Annotated in this window: 14 protein-coding genes; 7 read left to right on the forward strand and 7 right to left on the reverse strand. The window is 59.1% G+C overall.

What is annotated here, in order from left to right; genetic code table 11:
• The first annotated feature begins 15 nt into the window (after positions 1-15).
• The gene (locus tag QZQ97_RS18810) at positions 16-1,506 is read left to right on the forward strand and encodes a UxaA family hydrolase (protein WP_311994678.1); all 1,491 of its coding nucleotides are present in this window, start codon (positions 16-18) and stop codon (positions 1,504-1,506) included.
• 74 nt (positions 1,507-1,580) lie between these two features.
• Positions 1,581-2,138 carry a YgjV family protein gene (locus tag QZQ97_RS18815; protein ID WP_311994679.1) on the forward strand — a complete coding sequence of 186 codons (558 nt, stop codon included), beginning with the start codon at positions 1,581-1,583 and terminating at the stop codon, positions 2,136-2,138.
• A gap of 4 nt (positions 2,139-2,142) precedes the next feature.
• On the opposite strand, the gene sstT is transcribed toward QZQ97_RS18815, so the two are convergent.
• The 5 genes from sstT to QZQ97_RS18840 all read right to left on the reverse strand — a co-directional run bounded on the left by sstT (position 2,143) and on the right by QZQ97_RS18840 (position 7,199).
• Positions 2,143-3,378, reverse strand: coding sequence for a serine/threonine transporter SstT (gene sstT, locus QZQ97_RS18820; RefSeq protein WP_311994680.1), 1,236 nt, complete (start codon positions 3,376-3,378; stop codon positions 2,143-2,145).
• A gap of 268 nt (positions 3,379-3,646) precedes the next feature.
• Entirely contained in the window at positions 3,647-4,621 is a 975-nt protein-coding gene (locus QZQ97_RS18825; protein WP_006320513.1) for a TerC family protein, read from the reverse strand.
• A gap of 257 nt (positions 4,622-4,878) precedes the next feature.
• On the reverse strand, positions 4,879-5,610 hold the full coding sequence (locus tag QZQ97_RS18830) for a glutamine amidotransferase (RefSeq protein WP_311994681.1): 732 nt from the start codon (positions 5,608-5,610) through the stop codon (positions 4,879-4,881).
• Between the two features lies 1 nt (position 5,611).
• The gene (locus QZQ97_RS18835; protein ID WP_311994682.1) at positions 5,612-6,592 is read right to left on the reverse strand and encodes a Gfo/Idh/MocA family protein; all 981 of its coding nucleotides are present in this window, start codon (positions 6,590-6,592) and stop codon (positions 5,612-5,614) included.
• A 100-nt stretch (positions 6,593-6,692) separates the two neighbouring features.
• Entirely contained in the window at positions 6,693-7,199 is a 507-nt protein-coding gene (locus tag QZQ97_RS18840) for a M48 metallopeptidase family protein (protein WP_004948389.1), read from the reverse strand.
• Positions 7,200-7,348: 149 nt separating this feature from the next.
• On the opposite strand from QZQ97_RS18840, the gene rlmG reads away from it, so the two are divergent.
• Positions 7,349-8,488: a 23S rRNA (guanine(1835)-N(2))-methyltransferase RlmG gene (gene rlmG / locus QZQ97_RS18845; protein WP_311994683.1), complete on the forward strand. Its 1,140-nt coding sequence runs from the start codon at positions 7,349-7,351 to the stop codon at positions 8,486-8,488.
• A gap of 42 nt (positions 8,489-8,530) precedes the next feature.
• On the opposite strand, the gene QZQ97_RS18850 is transcribed toward rlmG, so the two are convergent.
• Positions 8,531-10,552, reverse strand: coding sequence for an NADPH-dependent 2,4-dienoyl-CoA reductase (locus QZQ97_RS18850; RefSeq protein ID WP_311994684.1), 2,022 nt, complete (start codon positions 10,550-10,552; stop codon positions 8,531-8,533).
• A 427-nt stretch (positions 10,553-10,979) separates the two neighbouring features.
• On the opposite strand from QZQ97_RS18850, the gene QZQ97_RS18855 reads away from it, so the two are divergent.
• Positions 10,980-12,599, forward strand: a complete 1,620-nt coding sequence (locus QZQ97_RS18855) for an ABC-F family ATP-binding cassette domain-containing protein (protein WP_311994685.1) — start codon at positions 10,980-10,982, stop codon at positions 12,597-12,599.
• On the opposite strand, the gene pdxR is transcribed toward QZQ97_RS18855, so the two are convergent.
• The gene (pdxR, locus tag QZQ97_RS18860) at positions 12,586-14,055 is read right to left on the reverse strand and encodes a MocR-like pyridoxine biosynthesis transcription factor PdxR (protein WP_311994686.1); all 1,470 of its coding nucleotides are present in this window, start codon (positions 14,053-14,055) and stop codon (positions 12,586-12,588) included. The two genes, QZQ97_RS18855 and pdxR, sit on opposite strands and share 14 nt — an antisense overlap.
• Positions 14,056-14,176: 121 nt before the next feature.
• Here pdxR and QZQ97_RS18865 point away from each other — a divergent pair, with 121 nt between their 5' ends.
• From QZQ97_RS18865 to QZQ97_RS18875, 3 genes are read left to right on the forward strand one after another with little or no spacing between them, the layout of a single operon-like run.
• Positions 14,177-15,442, forward strand: coding sequence for a 4-aminobutyrate--2-oxoglutarate transaminase (locus QZQ97_RS18865; RefSeq protein WP_311994687.1), 1,266 nt, complete (start codon positions 14,177-14,179; stop codon positions 15,440-15,442).
• A 13-nt stretch (positions 15,443-15,455) separates the two neighbouring features.
• A complete protein-coding gene (locus QZQ97_RS18870; RefSeq protein WP_311994688.1) occupies positions 15,456-16,910 on the forward strand; it encodes an NAD-dependent succinate-semialdehyde dehydrogenase in 1,455 nt (484 codons plus the stop codon).
• Between the two features lie 58 nt (positions 16,911-16,968).
• Positions 16,969-18,213, forward strand: a complete 1,245-nt coding sequence (locus QZQ97_RS18875) for an amino acid permease (RefSeq protein WP_311994689.1) — start codon at positions 16,969-16,971, stop codon at positions 18,211-18,213.
• Positions 18,214-18,261 lie beyond the last annotated feature (48 nt).

Consider the following 18,261-nt stretch of genomic DNA (forward strand, 5'->3'; position numbering starts at 1 on the left):
GCCCGAGGTTGGTTTATGCAAAGCATCGTAAGAATTCATTCGCAGGATAATGTGGCGGTGGCGCTGCGCGATCTGGGTGACGGCGAAACGCTGGCGCTGGAAGCGCTGACTGTTCGGCTTTCGCAGCCGGTGGCGCGTGGGCACAAGTTTGCGCTGCAGCCGATCGCTGCCGGTGAGGCGATCATCAAGTACGGACTGCCGATCGGCCATGCATTGGTAGCCATAGAGCCGGGCGTGCACATCCACTCGCAAAATGCCAAAACCAACCTGAGCGATCTGGACAGTTATCAGTACCAACCGGAATTTCCCGCGCTGCAGCCGCAGGCTGCCGATCGTGAAGTTCAGCTCTATCGCCGCAGCAGCGGCGAGGTGGGGATCCGCAACGAACTGTGGATCGTGCCGACCGTCGGCTGCGTCAACGGCATTGCCCGGCAGATCCAGCAGCGTTTTCTGAAGGAAACTCGGGATGCGCAGGGGATCGATGGCGTACACCTGTTCAGTCATCCTTTCGGCTGTTCGCAATTGGGGCAGGATCATGAAAACACCCGTACCATGCTGCAAAATATGGTGCGCCATCCGAATGCCGGCGCGGTGCTGGTGATTGGTCTGGGATGCGAGAACAATCAGGTAGACGTTTTCCGCAGCACGCTGGGGACGACGGATGAGCAGCGGGTGCGCTTTATGGTATGCCAGCAGCAGGACGATGAGGTGGAGGCCGGGCTGGAGCAACTGCATGAGTTGTACCGGACCATGCGCGACGATCGTCGCGAGCCGGGCAAATTGAGCGAGTTGAGGTTCGGCCTGGAGTGCGGCGGATCGGACGGGCTATCCGGCATTACCGCCAACCCGCTGCTGGGGCGGTTTTCCGACTATGTGATCGCCAACGGCGGCACCACGGTGCTGACCGAGGTGCCGGAGATGTTTGGTGCAGAACGGATCTTGATGAGCCGCTGTCGCGATCGGGCGACCTTCGAGAAGACCGTCAGCATGGTCAACGATTTCAAACAGTACTTTATCGCCCATAACCAGCCGATTTATGAAAACCCTTCGCCGGGCAACAAGGCGGGCGGTATTACCACGCTGGAGGAAAAATCCCTCGGTTGCACGCAGAAAGCAGGGCAGAGCCGGGTAGTGGACGTGCTCAAATACGGCGAGCGGCTACGGCAGCCTGGGCTAAACCTGCTCAGTGCGCCCGGCAATGACGCGGTGGCGACCAGCGCGCTGGCCGGCGCCGGCTGCCATATGGTGTTGTTCAGTACCGGACGTGGCACGCCTTATGGCGGCTTCGTCCCTACGGTAAAACTGGCTACCAACAGCGAACTGGCGGCGAAAAAACCGCACTGGATCGACTTCGACGCCGGGCAATTGATCCACGGCACGCCGATGGATCGCCTGTTGGAACAGTTTGTCGATCTGATTGTGGCGATCGCCGATGGCAAAGCGGCGCGCAACGAAGCGAACGATTTCCGCGAGTTGGCGATTTTTAAAAGCGGAGTGACATTGTAAAGTACCGGCAGCGGGAGTAGCATAAAACAGCGTTTCACTTTTAACGCCATTGTCTCCCGCTGCAGGATCCCCTAATGACGTTTTATTGGTTTGCCCAGGCCGTGGGCGTGCTGGCTTTTCTGGTAGGCATCACCAGTTTTTTCAATCGCGACGACCAGCGTTTCAAGCTGCAACTATCAGGATACAGTCTGATTATCGGTATCCACTTCTTCCTGATGGGGGCGAGCGCCGCCGGCAGCAGCGCGTTGCTCAGCGCCTGCCGTAACCTGGTTTCAATGCGTACCCGCAGCCTGTGGGTGATGTGGTTGTTTATCAGTTTGACGCTGACCATCGGCCTGACGCACTTCCAACATCCCATCGAGCTGCTGCCGATCTTCGGTACTTCGATCAGCACCTGGGCGCTGTTTCGCACCCGTGGACTGACGACCCGTTGCGTGATGTGGTGTTCCACAGCCTGCTGGGTCACGCATAACGTTTGGCTCGGGTCGATAGGCGGTTCGTTGATAGAAGGCAGCTTCCTGCTGATGAACGGCTTCAATATTATCCGTTTCCGCCGCCTGCAACTGCGCGGTATCGATCCTTTTGCGGTAGAAAAAAAGGCGCCCATTGGGCGCCTCGCTGACGATCGTTAACCGCTTAACGCACCTTCAACGGGTCTTCATCCGCCAGGCGTTGATCTTCCGCCTGGCAGGCCGCAGCGGTGAACAGCACGTCGGTAGAAGAGTTCAGTGCAGTCTCTGCGGAGTCCTGCAACACGCCGATGATAAAGCCCACCGCCACGACCTGCATGGCGACATCGTTCGGGATGCCGAACATGTTGCACGCCAGTGGGATCAGCAACAGCGAACCGCCGGCCACGCCGGAAGCGCCGCAGGCACAGATCGCCGCCACCACGCTCAGCAGCAGCGCGGTCGGGACGTCAACCGGAATGCCCAGAGTATGCACCGCCGCCAGCGTCAGCACGGTAATGGTGATCGCCGCGCCGGCCATATTGATGGTTGCGCCCAACGGGATAGAAACCGAATAGGTGTCTTCGTTCAGATTCAGCTTCTTGCACAACTCCATATTCACCGGAATGTTGGCGGCCGAGCTGCGGGTGAAGAACGCGGTCACGCCGCTTTCACGCAGGCAGGCGAACACCAGAGGATAAGGGTTGCGGCGGATTTTCCAGTAAACGATCAGCGGGTTCAGCACCAGCGCGACCAGCAGCATGCAGCCGATCAACACCATCAGCAGTTGCGCGTAGCCCCATAGTGCGCCGAAGCCGGTTTCCGCCAACGTCGAAGCCACCAGGCCGAAGATGCCGAGCGGCGCACAGCGGATCACCGCGCGCACCACCAGAGTTACCGCATCCGACATGTCGTTAATCAGCGATTTGGTGGTTTCCGAAGCGTGGCGCAGCGCCAGCCCCAGGCCAATCGCCCAGGCCAGGATGCCGATATAATTGGCGTTAATCAGCGCATGGAACGGGTTGGCGACCACGCTCATCAGCAGGCTTTTCAACACTTCAATAATGCCGCCCGGCGGGTTGATGTCCGCATTGCCGGTAACCAGCGCCAGATTGGACGGGAACATAAAGCTGACCACCACCGCCACCAGCGCCGCAGCGAAAGTCCCCAGCAGATAGAGGAACAGGATCGGACGAATATTGGTCTTCTGCCCGTGCTTGTGATTGGCGATCGAGGCCATGACCAGTACCAGAACCAACAGCGGCGCCACGGCCTTTAATGCGCCGACGAACAGCGCGCCAAGCAGCCCGACGGCGGAGGCTGTCGCCGGTGAAACCAGCGCTACGATAATACCGGCCACCAGGCCGACCATAATTTGCTTAACCAGGCTGCCCTGTGTGATCCGTTTTAACAGTTTTTGCATAATGCTTTTCTTCCCGGAGAGGTTGCGCACAGACTGACCGCCTCGACAGAAACGTTGCCGGGCAATTTTTATTTCTATCTGTAACTAAGTGTGTTTGCCAAATCAGTATTCAGTAAACAAATGGGGTTGGAAAGGGGAGGAAGTGAAATTCTGAGGGCGGATCAACTCTTGATAACATACTGGTTACATTTGTGTGATCGCAATAACGTTTGGCGTTTTGACCGAATTGCCAAACAATCACGGGGCGGCTAGCGCCCCGGATAACAGATTATGGCGCTTTATTCGCCAGGCGATCGTTGCGACGGTTGACCCAGGCATTGATCAACAACGTTAATGTCAGAATACCGGCTACCACGCCGAGCGAAACGCCGATCGGGATATGGAAGAAGTCGATAATCAACATCTTGACGCCGATAAACATCAGGATGATCGACAGACCGTATTTCAGCATCGAGAAGCGCTCCGCCACGTTGGCCAGCAGGAAATACATGGCGCGCAGGCCCATGATGGCAAACAGGTTAGAGGTCAGGACGATAAACGGATCGGTAGTGACGGCAAAGATGGCCGGAATGCTGTCGACCGCGAAAATCACGTCGCTCAGTTCCACCAGGATCAATACCAGCACCAGCGGCGTAGCGAACAGCAGCCCGTTGCGGCGCACGAAGAAACGCTCGCCTTCGAGGTTGTCGGTCATGCGCAGATGGCTTCGCAGCCACCTGACCAGCGGTTTGTCGCCAATCGCCGAATCGTCTTCCTTCGCCAGCGCCATCTTGATGCCGGTGAACAGCAAGAAGGCACCGAACAGATACAGCAGCCACTGGAACTGAGTTACCAGCCAGCTACCGGCGAAGATCATGATGGTACGCAGCACGATCGCGCCCAACACGCCAAAAATCAGCACGCGTCGTTGCAGGTTAGCCGGAACGGCGAAGTAGCTGAACAGCATCAGCCAGACGAAGACGTTATCGACTGCCAGCGCTTTTTCGATCAGGTAACCGGTGAGGAAGGCGAGCGCCTGCGTATCGGCAACGGCGCGCCCGGCGGTTTGGTTCAGGTAGTACCAGAAACCCAGGTTGAACAGCAGGGAAAGGCTGACCCACACCAACGACCAGCTGGCGGCCTGCTTCAGCGTCATGGTGTGCGCGCCTTTGCGGCCCTGCAGCAGTAAGTCGATTGCGAGCATCACAACTATGATGGCGGCGAAACTGCCCCATAACCAAGGTGTGCCAACGGTATTCATCATCAGAGATATCCTTCAAAAACAAAAACGGCCAACGTCGGAAGACGCCAGCCGCTCTGTGAACGCTGCAAGCAAACCTCGCCTTCCGGCAAGGTCTCACTTACAACGTTGATGAAGGTGCACCTGCAGTGCCCGTCACATCATGTTGCCCGGTAACCGGATGCTTGCGCACCGTAATGACGATTAACCGGCAATGAAGTTACTCCCCTTTGCACCGCAGAAAGTAATGCAAAATGTGTCAGCGGTCAACGTTTATCACGCTAGCCGGCCAGAGCCTTTTGCGCGCCGAGGCTGACGACGAAACCTTGCAGCAGCAGCCGACTGAAGGGCGTATCGCTAACCTGCTGTTGCTTAAGCTGATACTCCGTCTGCTGCCCGGGGTACAGTTCGCCGAGCCAGCTCAGGTATTGATGCATTACCGCGCCGTCAAATTCCGGATGGAACTGAGTGGTCAGTGCGTGATCGCCATAACTGAGGATCTGACAGGCATCCTGCTGCGAGCGAGCCAGCACCTTCGCGCCGACAGGCGGCGTCAGTACGCTTTGAGAGTGGATCAGATTGGCCTTGAAATGCGGCGGCAGCATCGCCAGGCGGCGATCGTTGGCGGCGGCGGGCAGCAATTCAATATCCAGCGTACCGACCTCCATGCCTTGCGGGTGATAGCCCACTTCACCGCCGAGCGCATAGGCCAGCAACTGGTGTCCGTAACAGGCGCCGAAAATCGGCAGCTTGATTTGCATCGCCTGACGCAGCCACTCGGCGGCCTGTTCGCTCCACGGCAATTGTTCGGTGACCATCGCCGCCGATCCGGTAATCACCACGCCGGCGTAATTTTGCGGCGCCGGCAGCTGTTCGCCTGAAGGAAGATGCACGATCTGCACGCGATCGGCGGCGATGTTACCCTGTTGCAGGAACATTCCGTCGAAGTTGCCCTTATCCCGACGTATTGCCTCCGGCGCATCGCCGGTTTGCATCAACAATAACGGTTTCACGTCATTCTCCATCGGCAGGGAATGTCACGCCGGTCTGGCGACGGATTTCGGTCAGCAGCTGGGCGACGATCAGCGAGTTTTCTAACCCTGGATGTTCCACCTGCCGTTTTTCAACCAGTTCGGCGAACGCTTGCGCCTCATACAGCATGGTATTGATATGCTGCGGTTGGGTCAGATCCTGACGATTGCCACCGCGCGGCGTCAGCGCCACCCCCTGACACTCCGAGATTTTATCAATGATCAGCGTCCCTTCTTCACCCTGGATCTCGCTCGGAATATCTGAATTGCTGACCTTGGAATGAGAAATGGTTACGTCAAAATCCCCGTAATTGAGGCAGGCGGTTCCGTGTGCATCAACGCCGGTGTCCAGCAGCGCGGCGCTGGCGATCACGGATTTTGGTGCGCCAAACAGCGCCACGGCACTGGCCAGACAATAGTAGCCAATGTCCATGATAGAGCCATTGGAAAACTGCGGGTTAAAGGTGTTTGGGTTCTCGCCGGCCAGATAGCGCGGATAGCGTGAAGAGTATTGGCAGTAGTTGATGAAGGCTTTGCGCAGCCGGCCGATTTTCGGCAGCGTCTGCTTCAGGGTCAGGAAATTCGGCAAATGAGCGCTTTTGAAGGCTTCGAACAGCACCACCTGGTTTTCCCGCGCGCAGGCGACCAGTTGTTCTGCTTCGCGCAGGTTGGAGGCCAGCGGCTTTTCGCAGATCACGTGCTTTTTATGGCTGAGGAACAGCAGCGATTGCTGACAATGCAGGGAATTGGGGCTGGCGATGTATACCGCATCGATGGCGTCGGATTGGGCCAGCGCCTCCAGGGAATCGAAAAACAGGCTGACGTGATAGTTGGCGCCAAACGCCTGTGCCTGCTCGAGCTTGCGTGAGTAGATGGCGGTCAGCTTCAGCTTGCCGCTTTCATGTGCGGCGTCGATAAAGCGTTCCGTAATCCAGTTGGTGCCAACAACGGCAAAGCGAATCATAGATATCTCCGGTTCCCAAGCCCTATACCCCATGAATTTCAAGTGCTGCACAGGGTAGAAAGAACCAGATTATCACGGCAATTACCGAAGGCGAATCCCGCTATGCATACAGATCGCCAAATACGGAGAGGTGGGTCAGGTACAGTCGGGTGTCGAATTCCAGCTGATGGTAATTCGGCTCCATATGGCAGCACAGGCTGTAGAAGGCTTTGTTGTGATCCTTCTCTTTCAGGTGCGCCAGTTCATGCACCACGATCATGCGCAGGAACGGCTCCGGCGCCAGCTTGAATACCGTCGCTACACGGATTTCGGCCTTGGCCTTCAGCTTGCCACCCTGTACGCGTGAAATGGCGGTGTGCATCCCAAGCGCGTGTTTCATCACCTGGATTTTACCGTCGTAGGCCACTTTGCTCAGCGGCTGGGCGTTGCGCAGGTATTGGTTTTTCAGATCGACGGTATACTGATAAAGCGACTTGTCGGTGGTGCAATCATGCACCTGCGGATAGCGCTGCAACAGCACATCCCCCAGCCGCTGCTGGTCGATCAACTGCTGCACCTGGCTTTGCAGATGTTCAGGGTAACCCTGCAGGTAAGTCAGTTCGGACATCATCTTCCCGTATTGGCGGCAATTCAGCGGGCTATTCTATGACGTTTTTTCGCGCAAAGCCCGCAAAGGGCAATTTATCCGAAAAAACATTTTACTGATGGACGTTTTTAGGGGATAAACAGCCCAAATTTTATCAGTCAGGAGGGGCAATGAGCCAACTCGATCTGGGAACACAGCAACTTGAGCTGGAGCGTTATCCCCAACAGGAAGAATCCACCCAATTGCAGGCGTGGGAAGCGGCAGACGAATATCTGCTGCAACAGCTTGAAAATGTAGACATTGGCGGTCGTCCGGTGCTGATTTTCAACGACAACTTCGGCACGCTGGCCTGTGCGTTGCACGGCCATCAGCCCTACAGCATCAGCGATTCATACATGAGCCAGCTGGCTACGCGCCATAACCTGAAGCTCAATGAGCTGGATCCGGAGCAGGTTACGCTGCTGGACAGCCTCGCCGAACTGCCGGCGTCACCGGCAGTGGTGTTGATCCGCATACCCAAGGCGCTGGCGCTGCTGGAACAGCAACTGCGTTCGCTGCGCAATGTGGTGGCACCGGACACGGTGATTATCGCCGGAGCCAAGGCGCGCGACGTGCACACCTCAACCATGCAGCTGTTTGAAAAGGTGCTGGGGCCGACGCGCACCAGCCTGGCGTGGAAGAAAGCGCGTCTGATCCACTGCGAAGTGGCGGACATCGTGCCACCGGCGGCGCCGGAAACCACCAACTGGACGCTGGACGGCACCGATTGGCTGATCCACAACCATGCCAACGTGTTTTCACGCGGCAGCCTGGATATTGGCGCTCGTCTGTTCCTGGACAATCTGCCGCACGATCTGGATGGTCACATTGTCGATCTCGGCTGCGGTAACGGCGTTATTGGCCTGGCCGCGCTGGTACAGAACCCGCAGGCGCAGGTAAGCTTTGTCGATGAATCTTATATGGCGGTGGCGTCCAGCGAGTTGAACGTGGAGCACAACCTGCCGCAGGAGCTGGATCGCTGTCAGTTTGAAGTGAATAACTCGCTGGCGGGGATTGAGCGTGAAAGCGTGCAGGCGGTGCTGTGCAACCCACCTTTCCACCAGCAGCATGCGATCACCGATCATACCGCCTGGCAGATGTTCTGTGACGCCAAGCGTTGCCTGCAGGTGGGCGGCGAGCTGCGCATCGTCGGCAACCGTCACCTGGATTACCACCAGAAGCTGAAGCGTCTGTTTGGTAACTGCACCCTTGTGGCATCCAACAAGAAGTTTGTGATCCTGAAAGCGGTGAAATCCGGCGCACGTTACTGAGTCACCGGGGGCGCAATGCATGCGCCCCTTCATGGTTATTTTTTACAGCGCCATCGCCAGCCGCGTACCCTGATCGATTGCGCGGCGGGCATCCAGCTCGGCGGCAACGTCCGCGCCGCCAATCAAATGCACGGTTTTTCCCATCGCCAGCAGCGGCTGCTGCAGTTCGCGGCGTGGTTCCTGCCCGGCGCAGATAATCACCGTATCCACCGGCAGACAGCTTTCCTGCTCGGCGCGCGAGATGTGCAATCCTTCCTCATCAATACGTTGATAGTTCACGCTGTTGAGCATCTTGACGCCGCGCATTGCCAGGCTGGTGCGGTGGATCCAACCGGTGGTTTTCCCCAGGCCTTCACCCACTTTGCTGGTTTTGCGCTGCAGCAGATAGATTTGCCGCGGCCCGCGCTCCGTCACCGGCCCTTGCGCCGCCAGCCCGCCGCGTTGGCTGAGCTGGCCATCGATGCCCCATTCACGGTTAAATTCTGCCTGATCCAGACTGCTCGACACGCCGTGCTGGCTGAGGTACTCGGCGGTGTCGAAGCCGATGCCGCCGGCACCGATAATCGCCACCCGCTGGCCGACCGGTTTTTTGTCGCGCAATACGTCCAGGTAGGTCAGCACCTTGGCGTTATCAATCCCGGGAATTGCCGGCGTGCGCGGCACTATGCCGCAGGCGAGGATTACTTCGTCAAATTCCGCCAGATCGGCGGCTTCTACCTGCGTACCCAGTTTCAGCGTCACCTCAAGCAATGCCAACTGGCGGCGGAAGTAGCGCAGGGTCTCGTGGAATTCTTCTTTACCGGGGATCTGCTTGGCGATATTGAACTGCCCGCCAATCTGATCGGCGGCATCGAACAGCGTCACCCGGTGGCCGCGGCTGGCGGCGGTGGTGGCAAACGCCAGCCCGGCCGGCCCGGCGCCGATCACCGCCAGTTTTTTCGGCTTTTCGGCCATGGTCAGCGGCATTTCGGTTTCGCGGCAGGCGCGCGGATTCACCAGGCAGGAGGTGAGCTTGCCTTCAAAAATCTGATCGAGACAGGCCTGATTGCAGCCAATGCAGGTGTTTATCTCGTCGGCGCGCCCTTCGGCGGCTTTTTGCACAAAAGCGGCGTCGGCCAGGAACGGACGGGCCATCGACACCATGTCGGCGCAGCCATCCGCCAGCACTTGTTCGGCAACCGCCGGATCATTGATACGGTTGGTGGTGATCAGCGGAATGCGCACTTTACCCATCAGCTTGCGGGTCACCCAACTGAAACCGGCGCGCGGCACCATGGTGGCGATAGTCGGGATCCGCGCCTCATGCCAGCCGATGCCGGTGTTGATCAGGGTCGCGCCCGCCTGTTCTATCGCCAGCGCCAGCTGTTCGATCTCCTGCCAGCTGGAGCCGTCTTCCACCAGATCGAGCATCGACAGGCGGTAAATCAAAATGAACTCGCGGCCCACCGCCTGACGCACCGCCCGGACGATCTCCACGGCAAAACGCATGCGGTTGCTGAAGCTGCCTCCCCATGAGTCATCGCGCTGATTGGTGCGCGCCACCAGGAATTGGTTTATCAGATAGCCTTCGGAACCCATCACTTCTACGCCGTCATAACCGGCTTGCTGCGCCAGCAGCGCACAGTGGGCGAAGTCGGCGATGGTCTGTTCGATCTCCGCCTCGCTCAGCGCAGTCGGAGCGAAAGGATTGATCGGTGCCTGCAGGGCGGAAGGCGCCACCGGCTGCGGTTGATAGCTGTAGCGGCCGGCATGCAGGATCTGCAACGCAATTTTGCCCCCGGCCCGATGGACGGCATCGGTGACGATCCGGTGATGATCGACCTGATCCGGGTGGCTGAGAGTGGAACCGCCGCGGTACACCACGCCTTTTTCATTGGGGGCGATGCCGCCGGTAACGATCAGCGCCACGCCGGCCGCTGCACGTTCGGCATAGAAAGCGGCCATGCGTTCCGGGCCATCGGGAAGTTCTTCCAGACCGGTGTGCATCGATCCCATCAGCACCCGGTTTTTCAGGGTGGTGAAGCCGAGATCCAGCGGCGCCAGCAGGTGTGGGTAATTGCTCATTGCACTCTCCATCGTTCATCCCCTTCATCTTTCAAACCGCAGCGTTGTTGGCCGCGTTCGGTCACCCCAGTCACTTACTGGAGTAAGCTCCCGAGGATTCCCGAACTTGCCGCCTAGCGGCAGTCTGAAAGCTATTGGGTATGAGAAACCGTTATTATTATGTGCGACCCAAGTGGTCGGATGAGATAAATCTAGCCGTTGTCTGCGCCATTGGGAATCTGCGTTGCGCTGAATGTGATAGATGTCATGAATCTTTGTAGTTGTTTGCATAGTAGACAAGTAATCGGGTAACCTTTGTCTGCGGCATATCCATGCCTTCTCTGCGGAGCCATAACCGAAAATGAACAAACACGCCTGTTGATATCTTGTCCCATGCTGAGCACGCCTGTGCCGGATGGGGATGTTTTGATTTCATTCAGGAGTGCTTATGGCTCATTTTGCCCAATCCCCTTATTTTGTTTTACACCAACTGACCTGCCAGTTTGCTAACGGCGAAACGCTGTTCGGCCCGCTGGATCTCACTTTCGATCAACAACACTGTGGCCTGGTTGGGCGCAACGGCGTCGGCAAAACCCGTCTGCTGCGTCTGATCGCCGGCCTGGATCAACCGGGTGGCGGGCATGTGGAAACGCATGCTTCGCTGGCCTATGTGGCGCAACAGCCGGAGATCGCAGCTCAGATCACACTGGCTCAATTGCTGGGCTATGGTGAGGTGTTTGCCGCGATGGCCCGTATTGAGCAGGGGCGTCCGTTGGCGGACGATATCGATCGTCTGGAAGGGCAGTGGGATCTGAGCGATCGTCTGCACGCTGCCTTTGCCGCCGCCGGGCTGCCTGAGTTCGAGCCGCTGCGACCGGCCGCCTCCCTGAGTGGCGGGGAGCGAATGCGTGCGGCACTGTGTGGCGCGATGCTGAGCGGTGCGGATTTCTTGCTGTTGGATGAACCGACCAATCATCTTGATACCGACGGGCGCGACTGGCTGTACCTGCAGTTGGCGCAGTGGCGCGGTGGGTTGCTGGTTGCCAGCCACGATCGGCAACTGCTGGGGCGTATGGCGCGCATCGTCGAGCTGACGCCCGACGGGTTGCACAGCTATGGCGGCAACTACGATGACTATCGCCGGCAGCGCGATTTGGAACAGCAGGCGGCGCGAGCGGGGTGGGAACATGCGCGGCAGGAACGCAAACGCACCCGTGCCCGGCAGCAGAAAGAACACGACACCAGCCAGCGGCGCTCGGCCCAAACGCTGAGAACCGTCGACACGCTGAATATCGCCTCTTTCGAACGCGTGGCCTACAAAGCGGCGGCCAAAGAGAGCCTCGGCACGCTGCGTAAACAGCATCAGGACCAAAAAGGCAGCCTCGATGCCGCCGTGCGCGAGGCGTACCAGCGGGTGGAGGAAGACAGCCCGGTGATGTTGACCCTGCCAGGCAGCGCGGTGATGCCGGGCAAGCAGGTGCTGGTGATCGAGCAGCTGCAACTGCCTTTTGTCAGTGCGCCGCCGTTGGATATGCGCATCGACGGACCCATGCGCGTAGCGCTGACCGGCCCGAACGGTTGCGGAAAATCCACGTTGCTGAAGGTGATTCTCGGCCAACTGGCAGCGGTATCCGGTCACGTTCACTGTCCGCTGCCAATGGCTTACCTCGACCAAACCCTGTCTCAGTTCGATTCAAGGCTATCGGTGATGGCGCTGCTGGGGCTGCAGGATTCCCCGTTGGCCGAGGGAGCATTGCGCACCCAACTGGCGCAGTTGCAACTCGGTGCGGAACGGATCACGTTGCCGTTGGCGGCGCTTAGCGGCGGAGAAAGGCTGAAGGCGGCGCTGGCCTGTGCGCTTTGGCGTAAGGAGCCGGCGCAATTGCTGTTGCTGGACGAGCCGACCAACCATTTGGATCTGGCTTCGTCACTGGCCATTGAGGCCGCGCTGGCGGAGTTTCCCGGTGCGATGCTGGTGGTCTCGCACGACGAAGCCTTCCTGCGGGCGCTGAAACTGACTCATCGCCTGCATTGGCAGGACGAGGGCTGGCAGTTCAGGGCGTTGTAATGCATTGCAGCAGCAGGGTAAAGGCGGCGGCCATCTGTTCCTCCGGCACGCAGGCGAAGCCCATCAGCAAGCCGCGGCGGTGGTTGGGCAGCATGTAGTAACGCGACAGCGGCCGCACCAGCACGCCGCGTGCGCTGGCGGCGGCGGCGATCGCCACGTCGTCGGCTTCGTCCGGCAGGTTCAGGATCAGGTGCAGCCCGGCGTTGTTGTTGAATTCGCTCAACGCCTGCTTGCCCAGATGCTGCTCAATCAACGCGGTCAGAAACGCCCGCCGCCGGGCATACAGCAGCCGCATGCGGCGAATATGCGCGGTGTAGTGGCCTTCCTGAATAAACTGCGCCAGCGCGGTCTGGATCAGCAGGTGACCGCCGCGATACAGTTCGGCGTGCGCGGTTTTCAGCGCCGTCATCAAGGGTTTTGGCAGCACCACGTAACCCAGCCGCAGCGCCGGGTACAGCGTCTTGCTGAAGGTACCGATATAAATCACCGGCGCATCGGCTTCCAGCCCTTGCAGCGCCGGGATGGGCTGGCCCGAAAAGCGGAATTCGCTGTCGTAGTCATCTTCGACAATCCAGCTGCCGCCGTTGCGCGCCAACGCCAGCAATCGTTGCCGCCGCGCCAGACTCATCACCGATCCCAGCGGATACTGATGCGATGGGGTGACGAAAATCAGCCGTGGTGCGCCGGTTGGCTGCTCCGGCGGCACCATGCCGGCCTCATCGACCCCCAGCGGGCAGATATTCACGTCGTTCATCCGCAAAATATTGCGGATCCCCCAATAGCCCGGTTCTTCAATCCATGCGTCGTCACCCGGATTGCACAGCATGCGCGTCACCAGATCTATCGCCTGATGAATGCCTTCGGTAATCAAAATTTGCTCCGGTGAGCAGCGCACCGAACGCGCTACGCGCAGATAGTCCACCAATGCATGCTGCAACTCCGGGCTGCCGCCCTGGTTACTGTAGGTCAGCCGCTGCGGGGCCGGGCGGCGGCTGATGCGCGCCTGGATCTTGCTGAACAACTGGTGAGGAAAGGCGTTGACGTCGGGTACGCCGGGGATAAACGCGCCCCACTGTTTGGGGCTGGCGCTGGCGTGATGCAGCAGGGTGGAGCCACGCGCCGACAGCTCAATGCGCCGTTGTTCCCCGTCACTGCCTGCGGGGGCGCTGACGGTAGATAAACAGCTGTCCGGCACGGTTTCGGCGACGAATGTACCGCTGCCTGCGCGTGCCAAAACATAACCTTCTGCCAAGAGTTGTTCATAAACGGTTAACACAGTGTTGCGTGACAGCCTGAGTTCCTGCGCCAGATCGCGCGAGGCGGGCAGGCGGCTGGAGGGCGGCAAACTGCCGTCCAAAATGCTGGTGCGGATCGCGTTATACAGCCGCTTGTGCAGCTTATCATCGGGCTGTTCGCCGAGGCGCTGCAATAACAGGTCACCACTCAGTGAGCGCAATTGGATCCCTCAATTAATCGTAACTGGCACTCGATTATAGGGCCACATCCTGTGTAAATAAACGTCATTGTTTCACGAATGTGAACGAAACGTACAACGGACACCGACCGGAGAGAACAGCATGAAAAACGCAGAACTGAATCAACGTCGTCAGGATGCTACCCCACGCGGGATTGGCGTGATGTGCGGTTTTTACGCCGAGCGTGCGGAGAACGCCACGCTGTGGGACGTAGAAGGCAATGAGGTTATCGATTTCGCTTCCGGTATTGCCGTTCTGAATACCGGACACCGGCATCCAAAGGTGATCGCCGCCATTGAACGGCAACTGAAGGCCTTCACCCACACCGCTTACCAAATCGTTCCTTACGAAAGCTATGTCGCGTTGGCAGAGCGCATCAACCAGCGCGCACCGATCGAAGGCCCCTGTAAAACCGCCTTGTTCACCACCGGTGCAGAAGCGGTGGAAAACGCGGTCAAAATCGCCCGCGCTTATACCGGCCGGCCGGGCCTGATCACCTTTGGCGGCGGTTTCCATGGCCGCACTTACATGACCATGGCGCTGACCGGCAAAGTGGCGCCTTACAAGTTGGGCTTTGGGCCCTTCCCCGGTTCGGTGTTCCACGGCCAGTATCCGAATGCGCTGTATGGCGTGACCACCGAAGACGCGATGAACAGCCTGGAGCGCATCTTTAAGGCGGATATCGATCCCAAACAAGTGGCCGCCATCGTGCTGGAGCCGGTGCAGGGCGAGGGTGGTTTCAACATTGCGCCGGCCGATTTTATGCAGGAGCTGCGCGAACTGTGCGATCAGCACAGCATTTTGCTGATTGCCGACGAAGTGCAGACCGGTTTTGCCCGTACCGGCAAGCTGTTTGCCATGGAGCATTACGCGGTGAAACCGGATCTGATCACCATGGCGAAAAGCCTGGCGGGCGGTATGCCGCTGTCGGCGGTGGCCGGCCGTGCCGACGTGATGGACGCCCCGGCACCGGGCGGGTTGGGCGGTACTTATGCCGGCAACCCGCTGGCGGTGGCTGCGGCACTTGCGGTGCTGGACGTGATTGACGAAGAACAGCTGTGCCAGCGTTCCCAACGTTTGGGCCAGCATTTGGTAGAAGTGCTGCAACAGGCGCGCAAAACCAGCCCGGCGATCGCGGATATTCGCGCGCAGGGATCGATGGTGGCGGTGGAGTTCAAGGATCCGGCGACCGGCAAGCCTTCGGCGGAGATCACCCGTCAGGTGCAGCAGAAGGCGCTGGAAGAGGGCCTGCTGCTGCTGAGTTGCGGTGTGAACGGCAACGTGATCCGCTTCCTGTATCCGCTGACCATCCCTGAGGAGCAGTTCACCCAGGCGCTGGGCATTCTTTCCCGTGCGTTGGCCCAATAAGGAGTGACCGGCAATGAAACTGAATAATCCCGAGCTGCTGCGCAGCCAATGCCTGATTAACGGTGAGTGGTGCGACGCGTTGAGCGGCAAGCGTGAAGCGGTCATCAACCCGGCGAATGGCGCAGAGCTGGCAAGCATTCCGTTGGTCAGCGAAGAAGAAACGCAGCAGGCGATTAACGCGGCGCAGTTGGCGCAGCAGGGCTGGAAACAACTGACGGCCAAACAGCGCTCCTTGCTGCTGTTGGCCTGGGCCGGCAAGGTGCTGGCGGCCCAGGAGGATTTGGCGCAGCTGATGACCGCCGAGCAGGGTAAATCGCTGGCGGAAGCGCGCGGTGAGGTCGTCTATGCCGCTTCGTTTATTACCTGGTTCGCCGAAGAGGCCAAACGCGTCGACGGATCCGTGTTGCAGGCACCGCTGGCCTCGCAGCGCCTGGTGGTAGTGAAACAGCCGATCGGCGTTTGCGCGGCGATCACGCCGTGGAACTTCCCGGCGGCGATGATCACCCGCAAGGTGGCGCCGGCGCTGGCAGCGGGCTGCGCGATAATCGTCAAACCGGCCGAGCAGACGCCGCTGACCGCGTTGGCGTTGGCGAAACTGGCGCAGGATGCCGGCATTCCGCCGGGCGTGCTGCAGGTGGTGACCGGCGACGCGGCGCAGGTGGGCAAGGTGCTGTGCGACAGTCCGGTGGTGCGCAAACTGAGCTTTACCGGTTCGACCGAGGTCGGCCGCATTTTGATGGCGCAGTGCGCGCCGACGATTAAAAAACTGTCGCTGGAGCTGGGAGGCAACGCGCCGGTGATCGTTTTCGACGATGCCAATCTGGACGCGGCGGTGGCGGGCATTATGGCTTCAAAATTCCGTAACAGCGGCCAGACCTGCGTTTGCGCCAACCGCATTTACGTACAGGACGGCATCTACGACCGTTTGGTGGACAAACTGGTGGCGGCGGTCGAGCAACTGAAGGTCGGTGACGGCAGCCATGAAGGCACCACCCAGGGACCGCTGATCGATCAGGACGCAGTGGATAAAGTGCAGAGCCACATTGACGATGCACTGATCAAAGGCGCGCAGATTGCTATCGGCGGGCAGCCGCACGAGCTGGGCCGTACCTTCTTCCAACCGACGGTGGTGACCGGCGTGACGCAAAAAATGCGCTTTGCCCGGGAAGAAACCTTTGGCCCGGTGGCGCCGCTGTTCCGTTTCCATGATGAAGCGGAAGCGATCGCCATGGCCAACGACACCGAATTCGGTCTGGCAGCTTATCTGTTCACGCAAAGCGCCTCGCGCCAGTGGCGAGTGCCGGAAGCGCTGGAATACGGCATGGTCGGCATCAACACCGGGCTGATCTCCAATGAAGTCGCGCCGTTTGGCGGTGTGAAGCAGTCAGGGCTCGGACGTGAAGGATCGCGTTACGGGATTGAAGAATATCTGGAGCTGAAATACCTGTGTATCGATGTGAGCTGTTAACCACCGGGAAATTAACCTGTCCCGGTGGCCGGAGCCGCCGGGCAACAAAGGATGCTGTATGTCTGCTGATAACACCACTGTTTCTCCGGCGTTTGCCGCCGGGGTGCGAACGCCTGCACCCGCCAAATCACTGAGTTTCCTCGAAGGGGTGGCGATGATTGTCGGCACCAATATTGGCGCCGGCGTGTTGTCCATCGCCTATGCCTCCAGCAAAGCCGGTTTTTTACCGCTGCTGTTTTGGCTGGTGCTGGTGGGGAGTCTGACCACCATCACCATGCTGTACGTCGCCGAATCCACCCTGCGCACCCGCACACACTTGCAATTAAGCGGGCTGGCAAAACGCTATGTCGGCGGTATCGGCGCCTGGCTGATGTTTGCTTCGGTGTGTGTGAACAGCGTCGGGGCATTGACCGCATACATGACCGGCAGCGGCAAACTGCTGCAATCTCTGTTCGGTATCTCGCCGGCCATCGGCAGCCTGCTGTTTTTCGTTCCCGCAGCGGGGGTATTGTACCTGGGGCTGAAGGCGATCGGCCGCGGCGAGAAATTTATCAGCATCGGCATGGTGGTGATGTTGACCGCGCTGGTGGCGGCCACACTGCTGAAAGACACCACCCAGATGCGCAACCTGCTGGACGGTGACTGGCGCTTTATGGTGCCGGTATTCAATGTGGTGGTGTTTTGCTTCTCGGCGCAGTACATAGTGCCGGAAATGGCGCGCGGCTTCTCGGATAAGCCGGAACAGTTGCCGAAGGCGATTATGGTCGGCATGGCGGTAACCTTCGTGCTGCTGGCGGCGGTGCCGATGTCGGTGATTGCCCTCAGCGGGCTGAATAATATCTCCGACGTGGCGACCATTTCCTGGGGGCAGGCTCTTGGGCAGTGGGCGTTTTTCTCCGCCAATATCTTTGCGCTGTGCGCGATGCTGACCTCTTACTGGGGGCTGGGCGGCAGCTTCCTGACCAATATTTTCGACCAGTTCAGACTGGGCAATGACGAGCAACCGCTGCGTCGTTTCGGCGTGCTGTTGCTGGTGGTGCTACCGCCGTTCGCGCTGGCATACAGCGGCCTGGTATCGTTCGTTAACGCGCTGTATTTCGCCGGGGTATTCAGCGGGGTGATCCTGTCGATTATGCCGATGTTGATCCTGCGAGGGGCGCGCAAGCACGGTGACCAAACGCCGCGCTGGCAGTGCAACTGGATCACCCACCCGCTGCTGCAGATCAGCATTGTGCTGTTGTATCTGGCCAGTGCGGTATATGCCATTGCCTCGTTGTTAGGCTATCTGCCCTCTGGATGGTGACTTGTCTTCCCTCAGGAAGTGATGTTGTTTCTCAGTTGAGAACGGCGG

Origin of the sequence: Serratia sp. root2 (assembly GCF_031931805.1) — a bacterium.
GTDB lineage: Bacteria > Pseudomonadota > Gammaproteobacteria > Enterobacterales > Enterobacteriaceae > Serratia > Serratia inhibens.

Coding starts and splice junctions, on each gene's coding strand:
- QZQ97_RS18870 (WP_311994688.1), top strand. CDS start 15,456: ATGAAACTGAATAATCCCGAGCTGCTGCGCAGCCAATGCCTGATTAAC.
- QZQ97_RS18865 (WP_311994687.1), top strand. CDS start 14,177: ATGAAAAACGCAGAACTGAATCAACGTCGTCAGGATGCTACCCCACGC.
- QZQ97_RS18815 (WP_311994679.1), top strand. CDS start 1,581: ATGACGTTTTATTGGTTTGCCCAGGCCGTGGGCGTGCTGGCTTTTCTG.
- QZQ97_RS18825 (WP_006320513.1), bottom strand. CDS start 4,621: ATGATGAATACCGTTGGCACACCTTGGTTATGGGGCAGTTTCGCCGCC.
- QZQ97_RS18835 (WP_311994682.1), bottom strand. CDS start 6,592: ATGATTCGCTTTGCCGTTGTTGGCACCAACTGGATTACGGAACGCTTT.
- QZQ97_RS18810 (WP_311994678.1), top strand. CDS start 16: ATGCAAAGCATCGTAAGAATTCATTCGCAGGATAATGTGGCGGTGGCG.
- sstT (WP_311994680.1), bottom strand. CDS start 3,378: ATGCAAAAACTGTTAAAACGGATCACACAGGGCAGCCTGGTTAAGCAA.
- QZQ97_RS18850 (WP_311994684.1), bottom strand. CDS start 10,552: ATGAGCAATTACCCACACCTGCTGGCGCCGCTGGATCTCGGCTTCACC.
- QZQ97_RS18840 (WP_004948389.1), bottom strand. CDS start 7,199: ATGTCCGAACTGACTTACCTGCAGGGTTACCCTGAACATCTGCAAAGC.
- QZQ97_RS18875 (WP_311994689.1), top strand. CDS start 16,969: ATGTCTGCTGATAACACCACTGTTTCTCCGGCGTTTGCCGCCGGGGTG.
- QZQ97_RS18855 (WP_311994685.1), top strand. CDS start 10,980: ATGGCTCATTTTGCCCAATCCCCTTATTTTGTTTTACACCAACTGACC.
- rlmG (WP_311994683.1), top strand. CDS start 7,349: ATGAGCCAACTCGATCTGGGAACACAGCAACTTGAGCTGGAGCGTTAT.